Genomic DNA, 16,930 nt, shown 5'->3' on the forward strand with positions numbered 1-16,930 from the left:
GTTTGCTGCTTATAGCGATCTAAGCAAATTCTAATTAATTTCTAAGGAAAAAAGCGGATAGAATAGCTTTACATGAAAATTGGTATTAAAACGATTAGTCAGAATCTTGTACTTTTGCAAAACGATTCAGTTTATGCTGGGTGTATATTGTTAATAACCTAACTTTTTCGTTACTAGTTACTATTCTTCTCTATCAGTATGAAACGATTTTTGATTATCATTGCTGCTGTGACTATGCTGGCTTCCTGCAATAGTAAGAAGCGGCTGGCTGAAATTAAATCCCTACAAGACGCTCGCGACAAGGCTGTTGCTTCGTTGAACGATTGTGACCAACGCACGGCTGATCTGAAAACACAACTGGCAGCTAAAGACACAGACCTGCAAGGTAAAGATAAGCAGGTTACCGATTTGCAATCTCAGATCGACTACCTTAAAAAGACGAACACGAACCTCCTCGACCGGATGTCGGATTTGTCCATTGTGAGTAAGTCGGGTGCCGAAAGTATTAAGAAATCACTCGAAACCCTGAACGAGCAAACCAAATACACCAATAACCTCAATGCTTCTATTCAACGGAAAGATTCAATGAATCTGGCGCTGGTGATGAGTCTGAAGCGGTCTTTGGATGATATTAACGACCAGGATGTTCAGGTTGAAGTGAAGAAAGGAGTTGTGTATGTTTCTCTTTCAGATAAACTGCTCTTCAAATCAGGTAGTTTTGAAGTATTGCCAGCTGCTGAAACCGTACTGGGCAAAGTGGCTAAGGTCGTAAATGATCACAAAGATCTCGATATCTTAGTAGAAGGTCATACGGACGTTGTCCCCATTGCTACATCGTCTATCAAAGACAACTGGGATTTGAGTGCATTACGGGCTACATCTGTTGTTCGGACGTTGCAGAAGAAATTTAGCGTAGCGCCTGAGCGTATGACTGCTGGTGGCCGTTCTGAATTTGCTCCTAAAGATGATAACACGACCGACGCCGGTCGTCAGCAAAACCGCCGGACGGAAATTATCATTACGCCCAAACTCGATCAGTTCTTTAACTTGCTTTCGAGCGGTCAGGCTGGCGGAAGCAAATAATAGCTGGCTTCTTTCGAGATTGATATTAAAAAAGGCTTGCCATATGGCAAGCCTTTTTTAATATCGTCAGTTCGGAATGCTATTCCGAATGCTTTTCCTCATCAGGTAGAACGGATTCAGGAGTATCCTGCTGATTCTCAGCTGCTGGTGTCTCTCCCTCAATTTCATCTTGTGTAGATTGTGACTCCTGGTCACTATCCATAAATTCTTCCGTTGGTAATACGGATGCTTCAACCGGATCTGGGCCAGAAACAGGAAGCATATGGTCTTCAACGTGCTGATCACCGAAGAACCGACGCTGGAAGAATAGAATTAGGCAAACGCCGATGAAAATACAGGAGTCGGCTACATTAAAAATGGGCGTTGAATAATATTGACCTCCCCAGACAGGTACCCAGTCAGGAATAAACCCTTCCCAAACATCAACAAAAATCATATCAATCACCTGCCCATGAAACCAGGGAGTAGGTGACCCATAGGGAGCGTTATTCAGAAAAACCCCATAAAACGTACTGTCAATAACATTGCCAACTGCTCCGGCCAAAATCATGGACATTGCCCATAAAAGTCCGTTGGGAGCACCACGATGGGCCAGATTCACCAAATAATAGCCAATGCCGACCATCGCAAAAAGCCGGAATACACTCAATAACAGCTTGCCGTACTCGTGCCCCAACTGCATCCCAAAGGCCATGCCCGGGTTCAGTACATAATGTAGCTTGAGCCAGTCGCCAACTACCTTAACCTGACCGGCAAAACCAGGAGCCATGTACTGATGAACAGCCAGTTTTACCCCCTGATCAAGAGCAATCAGGACTAGCGTAAGCAGAAAAAATTTAAAGGGACTTTTCTGAATCATAATAAAAAAAGGTGGCACAGCATGGCTCGGGTTGCCCGGCTTGCTGTGCCAGTCATTAAATACTTGTCATATGTAGTCAAGCGTATCAAGAGTAGTCAGGTTGTAAGGATAACCCTTGACCATCAATGACAACCTCTGACCATTATTGACCACTTATCTTGACCGGCAGTTTCTCCGCCGTTTCAATTCATCACTCACCAATGTGAACTCTCTGCTGCTCTGTCCGGCAATGGATTTATTTTCATCGGCCCTCCGGAACAGATAGGGCATTACCGTGTCAACAGGGCCATAAGGCACATATTTAGCCACATTATACCCTGCATTGGCCAGGTTATAAGAGATGTTGTCACTCATTCCCAACAACTGTGCGAAATAAATATGGGAGTCGTTTGGAGCTATACCCAGTTGTTTCATTTGCTGGATACAATACTGACAACTGTCTTCATTGTGAGTACCAAGACATACTGAGATGGTATCCCTATGCTCTAAACAAAAGTCGATGGCTCCGTTAAACGCCTGGTCAGTATCTTCTTTGGTAGGCTGAATGGGATCCTGATATTCTTCTTCGTGGGCACGTAACCGTTCTTTTTCCAGATAGGCACCCCGAACCAATTTTACCCCTAGATAATACCCTTTGGCCTGGGCTTCGGCGGTGTCACGGCGTAAATGATCGAAGCTTTCCCAGCGGTACATCTGGTACGTATTGTAAACAACGGGGCGCTCATGATTATAGCGATCCATCATTTCATACGCCAGCGTATCAATCGTGTCCTGAATCCAGCTCTCTTCGGCGTCAATAAAAATGCGGACATTTCGTTCGTAGGCGCGCCGACAAAGCGTATCGACCCGCTGCATGACCCGGTCAAATTCAGCCTTTTGCGCCTTGTTCAACGAGTCGCCAATCTGAACAGCTTCAAGCAGTTCCGTAGAAGCAACGCCTGTTACTTTGAAAACCGAGAAAGGAATGTCTTTGGATTCGCTGGCGCGTTCGATCGTGCGGAGGATTTCGAGCGTTGTTTCATCGAAACTTTTTTCAGTTTCTTCGCCTTCAACAGAATAATCGAGGATAGTACCAACATGGACGTCGTGGAGATGGCGGATGGTTTGTTCGCAATCGCGGATACTCTCTCCTCCACAAAATTGTTCGAAAATAGTGTTTTTAATGAGGAATTTGATGGGAAGGTGAAGGCGTAAGGCGATCTTTATAAAAAAAGTACCTAAATTTACCAGCCATCCCTTATTCATCAACGCAAATAACCAGTAGGTCTTTCGGAGTTTGAAGTCCGACTGGGACGAAAAAGCAATCGAAGTGTCCTCAAATGAAACGGGTTTTACATCAGTAAGGCCCTGGACTGTCTCCGGCATTAGATTACTTCGGTTCGACATATTAGTGCTCCGTTTGGGCGGTGCTACTTGCATAACTTAAATGCGTGTCGGCTAACACGACCGAAATATATAACGAAATTTCGGTCAATCGGTTAACTCACCGGCGCGGCTTATTTGGACAAACTAAAAATGGTTTTAGACAAATTAAGGAACCGGCTTGAAATACAGCCAATTCCCTTGCAAATATACCATAAAATTAAATTGAAAGTTCCCAATAGAGTAGATCGGTATTACTCTTAGATTAAGCGTTAAGTATGAAAGTCGAATTAGCCGTAGAGCCGCTGGGATCGTGGATTGAGACCAACGGCAAACCTCTGATCATTGCGGGCCCCTGCAGTGCTGAGACCGAAGATCAGTTAGTTGAAACCGCTCGCCAGTTGAAAGCACTGGACGCGGTTCATGTTATTCGCGCGGGCGTTTGGAAGCCCCGCACCCGGCCGGGTAGTTTTGAGGGTATGGGCGAAGCCGCTCTGCCCTGGATTCAGCGCGCCAAAGCCGAAACGGGTCTGCCGTTTGCGGTTGAGGTAGCTACCCCCCAGCACATTGAATTGGCTCTGAAATATGGTGTTGATATCCTGTGGATAGGTGCCCGTACCACCGTTAATCCATTTAATGTACAGGAAATTGCGGATGCTCTTCGTGGAGTTGATGTACCTGTATTGGTAAAAAACCCTGTAAACCCTGACTTAGCTCTTTGGGTTGGTGCCTTTGAACGTATTGCCGGAGCCGGTATTACGAAATTAGGAGCTATTCACCGTGGATTTGCAACAGGTGAAGCCAGCAAGTACCGTAACGTACCGATGTGGCAGATGGCCATTGAACTGAAGTCGATTTTCCCACAATTGCCTATCATTGGCGATCCAAGCCACATGGCTGGTAAGCGGGCTTATCTGAACGAACTGGCTCAGATGGCACTCGATCTTAACTACGATGGCCTGATCGTTGAATCGCACATCGATCCAGACAAAGCATGGAGTGATGCTGCACAGCAGTTGACCCCTGCTGCTTTTGGTGAGATGCTCGATCATCTGCAAATTCGTCAGGTTGAGTCGCAAAATCTGGAATTTCAGAGCTTTACAGAGCAGTCACGACGCAGTATTGATAACGTAGATCGGCAGATTGTCGAGATGCTGGCTGCCCGGATGGCACTGGTTGAACGCCTGGCCGAATACAAGCGTGACAATAACGTGACGCTTTTCCAGCCTGACCGTTGGAAAGAAATTCTGAAAACGCGTACCGAATTAGGCCAAAAACTGGGTTTATACCCTGAACTGGTGGAAGAAATCTACAAGATTATCCACATGGAGTCGATTCGGAAACAAACGGAGATTATCCACAGCGCAGCGCAAAGCGCATAGCTTGCTTTAGTGGAGTAAGTGAAATGGGGGCAGTAGGTGAAGTAAGGACTAAAACTTACGGCACTCACTGCACCCATTTCACTTACTCCACTTTTTTACTTCAATTTCATCGTAAGGGTTGCATTGTTATAACCTGCGAAGCAACCCAGGCCGCCCTCAATATTACTTGGGATCAGGACAGGTTCGGCAAACGGGTTATTACGGGAGCGTCGTTGGCGGATGATAGCCTCCTGATATCGATAATACGATTGATCGACACTCAGCAAATTAACCGTAACGGTAGCGGTGTTGTATTGGCTGTCAAAACTGGTTTGCGTGTTACCAGTTGATGAGTTAGCGGTTAGAAAAGCCCTTCCAGAAACTATAGTATCACCGTCGACACCTGCATCTGGAAATAATCCTCGATTCTCATCGTCAAACGTAAGACTATTATATCGTTCTTCCCGAACATTTGTGGCTGTTGTGTATCGGAAAATACCGGCGACCTGATAGGCATTGGTTTGACCAACGGGGTCTTTCCAACGCACCGTAACGTAATAGCGCTCGGTTTGCCTGCGATTTTGAGTTTCAGTCAGCGAAGCAAATTTGATGTCTATTGGGTCAACAGGTTGCGGGATAGTGCAGGTGCTTGTTGCCCGCTGACCACTAGCTGTTACGACTGTGAGTTTGTAGGTTCGACCTGCTATAATGGGCAATCTACGTGCGCTTATACCGTAAAAGGATTGCGATGAATCGCTGCCGGGATTGATGTTCGTATAAGGTAACACAACGGAACGGTCACCTTCCGAAAGGGTAACCATAGCATCGGTGATATTATTACCCGTTTGTAACAGGCTAATACTGTCGCCCACTACGGTGTTGGAACGGGTTACTTTTACAGTTAATACCGTATCCTGTGGACAGAAAAAACCGCTTACGACCAACTTAGGTGTCGCGAGCCCTAGCTGACTTGGATCAACCTCATTTCGCAAGCTGGTACATCCAAGTAATACTGGAAGTGCGCTCAGGGCGAAAAATGCTCTATGAATATGTCGTGTAAGATGCATCAGAATTTGAAATTATAGCTGATTGCTGGCACAATCGGGAAAACGGAATAACGAAATAGAGCCGTACGAGCGGGCTCAGTAGCAGTAGCCGCTACGGATTCGAGCCGATAAAAGAACGGATTCTTGCGGTTGTAGAGATTGTAAAAACTAATTTCCCAGGTTCGTTCGTGGCGTTTTTTCTGCTTATGAAACTGAATACTTACATCAAAACGATGATAAGGCTCCGCCCGAAAGCTGTTTTTCTGAGTACCATAATCATCGACGGTGCGAGGATTCGTAAAAAATGATTGGACAATCCCAGGCGAGCCCCCATACACCAGTGTATTGCCCGCTCGATAGGTATCGTAGCGGCCAACTGGAACGGTTAACGCATTCCCTGTTCCATAAACCCAAACTGCTGATAGAGTAATACGTTTGTTCAGTTCATAAATGCCAACCAACGAAATATCATGCCGTCGGTCGTAGCGAGGATAGTAGGGTTGCCCACCGTTCAGGTCCGCAAATTGCCATTGGGTCCAGGAGAGTGTGTAACCCGCCCATCCCGAAAATCGTCCCACTTTCTTTTGCAGCAGAAATTCAGCCCCATATGACCAGCCCCGGCCTGCCGTTACGTTGTCTTCCCAACGTACGCTGTTGGCCGAAGTAGGATCGTTGATAAGCAAGAAACTGGCTCCTTCCTTGTAGTTGAGGATATTATTCATCGTCTTGTAATACCCCTCTACCGTTAGCGTCAGCCCCTTGTCAGTGAAGTCCTTGGCAACGCCTATGGCTACCTGTTGCGATTGCTGTGGTTTCACCCGGTCGGTGGTTGGTACCCAAAGGTCGGTTGGAAGGCCAATGCCCGTGTTCGACAGCAAGTGTACATACTGGTTCATTAAGGCGTACGATGCCTTGATGGATAAGTTCGGTTTGAGGGTGTAAGCGGCTGAAATCCGAGGCTCGGGCCTGACATAGCCCGCATCTTTTTGCTGAAAATAGCTTAGTCGCAGGCCTCCATTTACCCGCCATCGGCTAGAGGGTCGCCAGGTATCTTCAGCGTAGATCCCTGATTCAAGCACATCAATATGTTCAATATTGTCGATCGACTGGCTGATACCCGCATTTTGCAGAACTACAGCGCTGGGTGTGAACCGATGATAGGTGCTTTGCACGCCCATTCGCACTGAATGCTGGGGCGATGGATAGTAGTCAACATCATATTTCAGCGATAAGTCCCGGATACCGGAATTGTACTGAAGTGAGTACGTATCGGTTCCAATCGAACTCTTCTCTACAGCTGAAATCTGGAATTTATAGTCGCTAAAAATCAACGACAGATTCGCAAACAGTTTCTGGTTAAACAGGTGATTCCAGCGAAGTGTACCGGTTGCATTGCCCCAGCCTAGGCCAATGTCGTTGTTTTGGGTATTGTCATGCGCATAGAACTTGTCTCGGCCGAAGTACCCGCTTAAGTATAATTTGTCTTTTGGGCTAAAATCATAGTTGACCTTTGCATTCAGGTCGTAGAAATAATAGCCTGCCTGCGTTTGTCCCTTTGTTTGCGCGTTGATAAGCGGGGCCGCAATAATATCGAGGTAAGTGCGCCGAGCGGATACCAGAAAAGAAGCCTTTTTATTCTTCGTTAGTGGTCCTTCCAGCATGAACCGGGAGGCAATCAGGCCTATCCCTCCTTCACCGTGGATCTTGTCGCGGTTACCGTCTTTCATATTCAGGTCTATGACCGATGATAAACGCCCGCCATACCGCGCTGGGAAGCCACCTTTTATTAACTCAACACTCTTAATGGCATCGCCGTTGAAGACCGAGAAAAAGCCGAACAGGTGACTGGCATTATACACAACGGCATCGTCCAGAATAATAAGGTTTTGGTCAGGCCCCCCCCCTCGAACGTAAATGCCCGTTTGTCCTTCCGACCCTTTCTGAACACCCGGCATTAATTGTAATACTTTCAATACATCCTTTTCACCCAGGAAGGCCGGAATTTTTTTAATCTGCGCAACAGGGACATCAATGGTACTCATTCGTGGGCTTTCGCTCACTTTTTCAACTAACGTACCCGCTTTTACCTGCACCTCCGAGAGTGCCCGACCCGGTGTTAGGAATACATTCTGGGTCTGGTTAGTACGTAGGGCCAGCGTACTGGCTGCTGTTTCGTAGCCTACAAACGAATAGGCCAGCCGTACACTATCCTGCGCAGGGAGCGTCAGTGAGTAAAAGCCATATGTATTTGTGGTCGTACCGGTGGTGGTACCGGGCAGATATACATTTACACCAATAAGTGCTTCTTGGCTACCCAACTCCCGGACGTAACCACTGACGGTGAACTTGTTGGCTATAGTCTGGGCATTTAAAAGGCTGATTGACAGGAAAAAAAATGAATAGCTGTAAAAAAATGTTCTCATAGTAGAGGTAATTCTGACCAACTGGAAAGCGAAGCTGATATACGTTTTGGCCCTTTGTCATAAGCCGCTTGTTAAATTAACATTTATTGAGAAAAGGATTATATCATGAAACGACAGACCCCACAATTCATTGCTCACTTTCTCATTCATATCGAAACAAAAGGTCTGACTATAAGGTACTATAACCAGTCAATCCCTCTTTACGTAAAACCTGAATAACGATGCTTCAATTCGATAAACTTTCGCTCAATATACCCGATACCCATAAACCCCGTGTTGTCATTATCGGGGGCGGTTTTGGGGGCATGAATCTGGCTAAAGCGCTGCGCAATTCCGGTGTGCAGGTAGTGCTGTTCGATAAACAGAACTATAACGGTTTCTGGCCTTTACTATATCAGGTAGCTACCGCTGGTTTAGAGCCTGATGCCATCGCAGAGCCCTTTCGTAAAATGTTCGATGGCTTTAATGATTTTCACTATCGAATGGTTCGGGTTAATAAAATTGACCCGGCTACCAAAACGGTTACCACCCTGATTGGCGATTTACACTATGATTTTTTAGTGATTGCCAGCGGCTCAAAGTCGAATTACTTTGGCAATGAGCAAATACAGAAATATGCCTTTCCACTGAAAACGATTCCCGAAGCGCTCAACGTCCGAAGTCAGTTTCTACAGTGTTTTGAACAGGCCAGCGTTACAACTGACTTTGCTGAACGGGAGAGCTTACTCACCTTCGTGATTGCCGGTGCAGGCCCAACCGGCGTTGAAATGGCCGGTTCGCTGGCCGAAATGCGTAAGCATGTGCTACCGAGCGATTATCCGGGACTGGATTTCAGTCAGATGAGTATTTACGTGGTTGAAGGGCTGGGTAAAGTATTGCCACCTATGTCGGACGAAGCCGGGCAGAAAGCACAACAATACCTCGAAGACCTCGGTGTCATTGTCAAATTAAATACACTGGTTGAATCGTACGATGGGGAGACGGTGACTTTCAAAGGGGGCGAACAAATAAAAACACAAACCTTGGTTTGGGGAGCTGGTGTAACGGGTGCGCTCATCGACGGTATTCCGGCTGAATCGACGGAGAAAGGGCGAATTCTGGTCGATCCCATTAACCGTGTTCAGGGATTGACAGATGTGTTTGCCATTGGAGACATCGCTTTTATGAAGCTGAAAGACTATCCAAAAGGGCACCCTGGCGTGGCACAACCCGCCATTCAACAGGGAAAACATCTGGCGAAAAATATCCAGCGAATTCTTAAAAACGAACCGACAACGCCTTTTGAGTACTTCGACAAAGGATCGCTGGCTATTGTGGGCCGTAGTCGGGCCGTTGCCGATTTGCCGGGGGGTATTCATCTCGGCGGCTTTATTGCATGGATGGCCTGGTTATTTGTCCACATCTGGTATTTAGTGGGTTTCCGTAGTAAGCTGATCGTGTTCAGCAACTGGGTATACCGGCTATTTACCTACGAACGGGGTACCCGAATCATTATCCGGCCATTTGTGCGAAAAGATGATAAAGTTGGCCGGGAAATGATGGCGCAAAATGAACAAGCGTGAAAATCTTACCGACGACTCCCGAGCGGATAATTGAAGCCGAACTGATATTTATATTGAAGCGAATAAAAATGGTGCGTAGCTAGCCCCTGGTGGTCTGCCCCAAGGCGAGTATTGGTGTAATCGACCCAGGCGCCCTGAAAGTCCGTCTGTAAAAAAAAGTACTTAAAGATGTCGAGCTTCAGGCCTGCGCTTAGTGCGGCTACCATACCATGATAATGGAAATAGCCTTCATCGTTATTGCCTAGTATGGTTGAGATTGTGTAGGAGATCAGCGGGCCACCGCCAACTTTACCAATGGCGCTCAGTTGAAAGGCTTTAGAGTGCCATAGCTGTTGCCGCTTTACCAGGTTGAGCATCAGATAATTGTTGCCATTGGTGTGCTGTAAATGCACAAAATCGGGTGTTACAAGCGTGTCTTTATCAATCTGATGACCCCTGATCTGACCCTGTACATGCATAACCTGGTTATCGGTAACGATGTATTTTAGGTGGTCCCAGCTTATCTCGATACCCAGATCGCGTTTATCGTTGAAAAAATAACCCAGGTTCATGTCATACTGTGGAACCGTCAGGTTATTGAGCTTATACCAATCGTGTAAATCAGGCCGGTCGTGGGCCTTCGCATCAATAAATGTGAAGTCGTAATTATCTGTCGTTGTATTCCGGAAGTGGATTGTGCTTTTGGTGTACCAGTCGCGATTATAGCCCCAGGTGAAATAAATACTGCCCCGCTGTTTACCAAGCTTAATTGAATTTTCGGGAAGAGACTGTTGGGCGAAAACAGGTTGTAGTAGAGAATATACTAAAAGAGTGAACAGTAAAGGTTTACGCTTCATGTAATGTACAGTAAATGACGGTGGTAAAAAGGTGATAAATGCTAACTAAAGCGTATTTCACCTCTTTGAGTTCCGTATCATCCCTATACCTTTATCCCCAAAGGTACATACCGGTGAAGTATATACTTTTGGAGATAAATCAGTGCATCTAGTTACCAACCAGGACGGCCATATCCATAATTTCCACCATAAGGTCTGGCTGGCCTTGGTGGTGGACCATAAGGGCGTCTGGCTCCGTAATGGCGGCCATAAGTAGGGCGACTATAATAAGTTGATGTACAGCTCCCTACTGATACAGAAAGTATCAAGGCTGTTAAAAGTCCGAGCAATTTTGACGTTTTCATGGTTGTGAAGCTATTTTTTTTGTAATTCAAGGATTAGATAACTGGAGCCTGTCAACGATTAAAGGTTGCTGATTAAGGTTCAGTTAAAGTTTCAGCACGCGACGGCGGCTGAGCGGATACTTAAAACGTTTAGCTCAATTTCGCGTTCCATTAAGTACATTCACCGTCCTGATTAACTCAATGCGTTGCACCAACCTTCGCACTGCCTTTTTGGCAAGTGCCTTCCTGACAGCACTGGCCAGTTCATCGCCAGCTCAATCCACTCCTGATACAACGAAAGGCGGCCCGCTCGATCTGGGTAAGATGTGGACGTTCGATAATCCGCCTAAAGACTACTTTCAGAAGACCTATAAGTTTACCCCCGACGAAAAGTGGTTCGATGAAGCCCGGCTGGCGTCGCTCCGGTTTGCGGATTATTGCTCAGCTTCGTTTGTATCCGCAAATGGCCTTGTGATGACCAACCACCACTGCGCCCGCGAGTCGGGAACAGGTGTGACACGTAAAGGGGAAGACCTGAACGCCACCGGTTTTTTTGCCAAAACAGCCGCTGAGGAACGGAAAGTAGATGGCTTATTCGTCGATCAGTTGGTGAAGATCGAGGACATTACGAAGCGCATTCAGGATGCAATGACTGGGGGTGCATCTCAATCGGAACAGGCGCAGCTACAGGCCCGCGAGGAAGCCTTTTTAGCCGTAAAACAGGAATATGGCGAAAAAGCTGGCTGGAAAGGGCTGGAGTTACAAACCATCACCTTTTACAACGGAGGCCGTTACTCGCTTTATGGATTCAAACGCTATACCGATGTACGGCTGGTGTTCATGCCTGAGTTGCAACTTGGCTTCTTCGGTGGCGATTACGACAATTTTACCTATCCTCGTTATGCGCTCGACTGCTCGTTTTTTCGGGTGTATGACAATGGGAAGCCCCTGCAAACGACTCATTTCTTCAAATTTAACCCAAATGGCGTTCGGGATGGTGAACCTATTTTCGTAATTGGTAATCCGGGGCATACGGAACGCCTTAAAACGGTAGCCGAACTGGAGTTCGACCGGGATTTACAAACGCCCGCTACTATTCAACTCCTTAAAAACCGATCTGCTGCCTTGCAAGCCTACAATGCTACGGCGAAAAACGACAGTGTATTAAACGAGATTTTTAGCTACGAGAACAGCCTGAAAGCCTACGGTGGCCAGATGGAAGGCCTGCGCGATGCTAGTCTGCTAGCCCGTAAGGCCGTCTTCGAAAGCCAGTTCAAGGCAGCCGCCAAAGCTAAAAACCTTCCTGCCGATCAACTAAAAACCTGGGACGAAATTGCTGCCAGCACAGCGCAATTACGAAGCCTTTTTAAAGATGCGAACTATTTGGCCCCCAGCGAACGGACAATGGGCGAGCTGATGACCTTTGCCAATGTAGCTACCCAATTCAGTGAATTGCTGGCTTCACGGCCGCAGGATGCCGAGCGTGCCCGTTCCTTGATGGTGGCTCCAGAGGTGAAAGATTTAGCGTTGGAAGAAGCGTATCTGGCGGCTCACCTGGCCGAAGCACAAGCGGCTCTTGGTACTGATGATCCGTATGTGAAAGCGGCTCTTACGGGACCTGATGGAAAAAGTCGCACGCCCAAAGAAGCTGCGGCTTATCTTGTCAAAAACACTAAACTTACCGACCCTGCCTTTTTAAGCGAGTTATCCACGCGCCCCAATTCGGCTATTTCATCAAACGATCCGATGCTGGCGCTGGCCCGAATTGGGTTTCCCCGGTATGTAGCAGCCGCCCGGCAAGCCCGGCAACTTACGCAACGACAGGAGGTTTTGCGCGGTCAATTGGGTCGTATGCTGTATGATGTGTACGGAACGGCCGTACCTCCCGATGCCACGTTTTCACTCCGAATCAATGATGGCGTGGTGAAGTCCTACGACTATAATGGCACAAAGGCACCTATTCTAACCACCTTTGCCGGCCTGTATGATCGTAATTATTCGTTTGCGAATAAAGCTCCCTGGGATTTGCCCGCTCGTTGGAAAAATCCGCCAATGGAATTGCTCAAACAACCGATGTGCTTTATTTCTACGAATGATATTATTGGGGGAAACTCGGGTAGCCCAATGATCAATAAAAACCGCGAAGCTGTTGGATTGGCCTTTGATGGTAATATGGAAAGCTTACCGGGTGAATTTATTTTCGTACCTGATTTAAACAGAACCATCTCAGTACATACCGGCGGAATTATTGCCGCTATGCGCTATATCTACAAAGCGGATCGATTAGTAAACGAACTTGTCGGCGCACCCGCTAAGCCTGGTTCAGTAAAAAAATAAAGCCCAGAAATACCTATAGTTTGACAACTGCCTGAGGGGGTTAGAACAGATTTTTTAGCTGTTTTAACCCCCTCAATTCGCTTTACCGCCTTATATTTATAACAAACACCCACCCAAGGCAATGACTAAATCTGAAATTCCCGTGATGCCTCAGTTTTTCGACCGATATATCAATATCGCCGATAACGTATTTATCATGGATGCATTGACGCAAGCTGCGTCGTTTGAAACGTTGATGCCAGCCTATAAACTTGAGGCCATTGGCGATCTTCGGTATGCGCCCGATAAATGGATGGTAAAAGATATTGTACAACACGTGATTGATAACGAGCGTATTATGTCTTATCGAGCGCTACGTTTTGCCCGTAATGATCAAACCAGTTTGCCCGGTTACGACGAGGAGTTGTTTGGTAAAAATGCCCACGCCACGCGCCGGACTATCCCCGATTTATATGCCGAGTATGCCGATGTACGGCAGTCCACTATTGCGCTGTACAAAAGTTTCGACAATGAGATGCTGTTACGTAGCGGCATCTGTTTTCACCAGACCATTTCTGTACTGGCCCTGGGCTTTGTCATGGTTGGTCATGCCCGACATCATGCTAACATTATTCGGGAACGCTATTTACCTCTTCTTACCAAATTATGATCAAAAGAACCTTACTCTTCATCGCCATTGCAGCGCAAACCGTTTGCGCGCAGACAAAATCAAAGATCACCGTTACCGACCTTACACGAATCAAACAAGTTGGTGGCATTGAACTGGCTCCCGATGGGCAACGGGCGGTTTATACCCTCACCACCATTGAAGCGAATCCCGACCAGAAATCGGAGGGCCGACCCGAAGAATATGATTACAAAACACACATTTATTTGACAGGACTGAAACCCGGAGATACCAAAGCACTGACGCGTGGCCCTGAGTCGGCACGGCAAGCTACCTGGTCGCCGGATGGGAAGTGGCTGGCGTTTGTCAGAACGGTGAAAGCCAAAGGGCAGATTTTTATCATGCCATTGGATGGGGGCGAAGCCTGGCAGTTGACGAACAGCAATTATGGCGCATCCAGCCCGGTTTGGTCTCCGGATGGAAAACGAATTGCGTTTACAGCTGGCGTAACTATGGCGCAGCTATTAACCGATTCGCTGCTGAATCCAACAAAAGGGGGGCCGTCCTGGTCGCTCGAAAAGCCTGGTTTTACCAATAACAATTTCATTAAAGTCGATAAGAAAATAAAGCCTAATCCGGATGGTTCGCTGGCCGAAATCCGCGCTTATCTGAATAAAGATGTTGAGGATAAAAAGGCGAAAGTGATCAACCGACTCAATTTTCAGGGCGAAGCTACCACCGAGCCAGATATAACCTTCACGCATGTATATGTGATTGATGTGGCCGAGGGCGCAACGCCTAAACCCTTGACGCGCGGTTATTCATCGTATACCGCTGCTAACTGGCTACCCAGTGGACAAGGCCTTTTGGCTGTTGCCGATCTGGATTCAATGAAGCACCCCGACCGTGAGCAGGACAATGCTATCTTCTTTGTTTCGGCAGATGGCTCTGGCAAGAAAACGCTGGTACTAGGCGAAGCCGGTAAAAGCTACGGTGCGCCGGAGGTATCGCCAGATGGGAAACAACTGGCATTTCTGGTCAGCCCATCGGAAGGTGTCAATTTTTCTCAGATTGGACTGGCAACCCTGAATGGCTCAACAGCATCGGGTATTCAACTCGTCACCTTCGACCGAGCGGCTGGGAATCTGGTCTGGGCAACACTCCCCAGTTTAGGAAAAGGTAAAAAAGCCGCTCCAAGCGATGTGATCTACTTTACTGCTTCCTCGAATGGCGGGGCTCCTCTGTATCGGCTCGATCCGGCTACGCGTCAGGTTACGCAATTAACAGACGTTGAGGCCGGTGTTACAGGTTTTGATATTGTAGGCAATCGGGTGGTTCTTGCAAAAACCGAAGTGGCTAACCCATCGGAACTGTACGTAACAGATGAAACAGCTAAAGCACAAACGAAGCTGAGTAATCACAACGATTGGGTGGCTCAACGTCAGCTTAGTTTCCCGCAAAAACGCACCTATAAAAATTCAATTGGCCAGACCGTGGATTACTGGATTATGAAGCCGACGGTTTTTGAGGCCAATAAGAAATACCCACTTTTACTCAATATGCACGGCGGCCCAACCGCTATGTGGGGCCCAGGTGAGCAGTCGATGTGGCATGAGTTTCAATATATGTGCGCGCAGGGTTACGGGATCGTTTACGCAAACCCACGCGGATCGGGCGGGTACGGCATCAATTTTCAGCGGGCCAATATCAAGGATTGGGGCACGGGTCCAGCTGAGGACGTTTTAGCCGCTGAAAGCGATGCCGCTAAAGAAGCTTGGGTTGATACGAGTCGGCGGGTGATTACGGGTGGCTCCTATGCCGGGTACCTTACGGCCTGGATTGTTGGACATGACAATCGGTTTAAAGCCGCCTTCGCACAACGGGGTGTGTATGACCTGACCACATTCCTGGGTGAAGGGAATGCCTGGCGACTCATTCCAAATTACTTCGCTTATCCCTGGTCGGCCGAAGCGAAGGTATTGGATGCCAATTCTCCTTACACCTTTGTTCAGAATATCAGAACTCCTCTGCTGATTAAACATGGGGAGAATGACCTTCGGACAGGGCCCATCCAGAGCGAGATGATGTACAAAAGCCTGAAAATATTAGGACGCCCGGTTGAGTATGTACGGATGCCCGGAGCTACGCATGAGCTAAGTCGGACGGGTAATGTTCGTCAGCGGATTGACCGGCTGCTCCGGATTTATGAATTCTTCGAGCGGTATATCGGACCAGATTCGCAAGTGCTCACACAGAAATAGCCAGGTAACGTGGGAGGAAACCAGCGATTTTTTAATGATAAATACTATCTGAAAATCGCGGATTTCCTCCCACGTTACGTTTGTAACAGAAATGGACCGGATACTAAAACGGTCATGGTACTCAATGGTTTATTTCCATAAGTTTACCGGAATCATTAACTGTTAAACGACCATGGCTACTCGCTATCTGTTTCTGGGTTTGCTTTTTTTGACTACGACCAGCTTCGCACAAATCGCAAATGATAATACGCTGAAGGCGCAGATTGATGGAAAAGAGTTTATAACGCAACCGCGCCGAATCAAGATTGCTAATTTCTGGTGGGTAACTGCCAACACGATCAAGCCGGATAAATCACTCCGAATCTGGCTGGGTCGATTCGACAAAAGTGATGTGCTTGAATCGGGTACGTATTTGGTGGTGGATGCCGACAAGCCGGATACGAAGGAAAACAAGAAGAAATATGAGGATATGGGCAAGTATAAAGGTATTGCCGTTATCAAATACGTTGAAGAGACCAAAGAGCCTCGTATGGAATACCACGTTGGCAAATCGACGAATGCCGACGAGACAATCCAGGTCAAAATGGGGACAGATGGGTTTCTAGAAGCTACCTTCGGCGGTACACTGGCCGGTAGTTACTGGAAAGAGAAAGCATCGGCTACCGTTTTTGGTGGTATGGGGCGGTTAATGAACAAGATGCAGGATAAAGCCATTACCAAAGCATCGGGTTACGATCAGGATATTGACCCCGAAGGAAACGGCTATAAAAAGCAGGAGAAAGAGGATCAGATTGTTATCTCAAACGGAACTTTCAGGCTAAAAATGAATTAAATTGGGTTCATGACCTGCCTACTAAAAATAGGCCATAA

12 protein-coding genes are annotated in these 16,930 nt (G+C 47.2%); 7 read left to right on the forward strand and 5 right to left on the reverse strand.

Going from position 1 to position 16,930, the window contains the following annotated elements; genetic code table 11:
• Positions 1 to 198 precede the first annotated feature (198 nt).
• On the forward strand, positions 199 to 1,083 hold the full coding sequence (locus ACYVGO_RS03175) for an OmpA/MotB family protein (RefSeq protein WP_142770394.1): 885 nt from the start codon (positions 199 to 201) through the stop codon (positions 1,081 to 1,083).
• Between the two features lie 79 nt (positions 1,084 to 1,162).
• Here the strand turns inward: ACYVGO_RS03175 and ACYVGO_RS03180 are convergent, their stop codons facing one another.
• Positions 1,163 to 1,942 carry a lipoprotein signal peptidase gene (locus ACYVGO_RS03180; protein WP_460967507.1) on the reverse strand — a complete coding sequence of 260 codons (780 nt, stop codon included), beginning with the start codon at positions 1,940 to 1,942 and terminating at the stop codon, positions 1,163 to 1,165.
• A gap of 153 nt (positions 1,943 to 2,095) precedes the next feature.
• The gene (locus ACYVGO_RS03185; RefSeq protein WP_142770396.1) at positions 2,096 to 3,307 is read right to left on the reverse strand and encodes a proline dehydrogenase family protein; all 1,212 of its coding nucleotides are present in this window, start codon (positions 3,305 to 3,307) and stop codon (positions 2,096 to 2,098) included.
• 275 nt (positions 3,308 to 3,582) lie between these two features.
• Between ACYVGO_RS03185 and ACYVGO_RS03190 the strand changes: the two genes are divergently transcribed.
• Positions 3,583 to 4,686, forward strand: coding sequence for a chorismate mutase (locus ACYVGO_RS03190; RefSeq protein WP_142770397.1), 1,104 nt, complete (start codon positions 3,583 to 3,585; stop codon positions 4,684 to 4,686).
• 95 nt (positions 4,687 to 4,781) lie between these two features.
• Here the strand turns inward: ACYVGO_RS03190 and ACYVGO_RS03195 are convergent, their stop codons facing one another.
• Positions 4,782 to 5,732: a DUF4249 domain-containing protein gene (locus ACYVGO_RS03195; protein ID WP_460967509.1), complete on the reverse strand. Its 951-nt coding sequence runs from the start codon at positions 5,730 to 5,732 to the stop codon at positions 4,782 to 4,784.
• Positions 5,732 to 8,134 carry a TonB-dependent receptor gene (locus ACYVGO_RS03200; RefSeq protein ID WP_142770399.1) on the reverse strand — a complete coding sequence of 801 codons (2,403 nt, stop codon included), beginning with the start codon at positions 8,132 to 8,134 and terminating at the stop codon, positions 5,732 to 5,734. The genes ACYVGO_RS03195 and ACYVGO_RS03200 overlap by 1 nt, the downstream gene beginning before the upstream one ends.
• 221 nt (positions 8,135 to 8,355) lie before the next feature.
• Here ACYVGO_RS03200 and ACYVGO_RS03205 point away from each other — a divergent pair, with 221 nt between their 5' ends.
• Positions 8,356 to 9,696, forward strand: a complete 1,341-nt coding sequence (locus ACYVGO_RS03205) for an NAD(P)/FAD-dependent oxidoreductase (protein ID WP_142770400.1) — start codon at positions 8,356 to 8,358, stop codon at positions 9,694 to 9,696.
• 5 nt (positions 9,697 to 9,701) lie between these two features.
• Here ACYVGO_RS03205 and ACYVGO_RS03210 read toward each other — a convergent pair whose 3' ends face one another.
• On the reverse strand, positions 9,702 to 10,532 hold the full coding sequence (locus ACYVGO_RS03210; protein ID WP_460967511.1) for a hypothetical protein: 831 nt from the start codon (positions 10,530 to 10,532) through the stop codon (positions 9,702 to 9,704).
• A gap of 524 nt (positions 10,533 to 11,056) precedes the next feature.
• Between ACYVGO_RS03210 and ACYVGO_RS03215 the strand changes: the two genes are divergently transcribed.
• The 4 genes from ACYVGO_RS03215 (at position 11,057) to ACYVGO_RS03230 (ending at position 16,892) form a co-directional block, all read left to right on the forward strand.
• Entirely contained in the window at positions 11,057 to 13,192 is a 2,136-nt protein-coding gene (locus ACYVGO_RS03215; protein ID WP_460967512.1) for a S46 family peptidase, read from the forward strand.
• Between the two features lie 121 nt (positions 13,193 to 13,313).
• On the forward strand, positions 13,314 to 13,841 hold the full coding sequence (locus ACYVGO_RS03220) for a DinB family protein (RefSeq protein WP_142770402.1): 528 nt from the start codon (positions 13,314 to 13,316) through the stop codon (positions 13,839 to 13,841).
• Positions 13,838 to 16,060, forward strand: a complete 2,223-nt coding sequence (locus ACYVGO_RS03225) for a S9 family peptidase (RefSeq protein ID WP_460967514.1) — start codon at positions 13,838 to 13,840, stop codon at positions 16,058 to 16,060. Before ACYVGO_RS03220 ends, ACYVGO_RS03225 begins: the two co-directional genes overlap by 4 nt.
• A gap of 172 nt (positions 16,061 to 16,232) precedes the next feature.
• Positions 16,233 to 16,892, forward strand: a complete 660-nt coding sequence (locus ACYVGO_RS03230) for a hypothetical protein (RefSeq protein ID WP_460967516.1) — start codon at positions 16,233 to 16,235, stop codon at positions 16,890 to 16,892.
• Positions 16,893 to 16,930 lie beyond the last annotated feature (38 nt).

Source organism: Spirosoma migulaei (assembly GCF_054776855.1).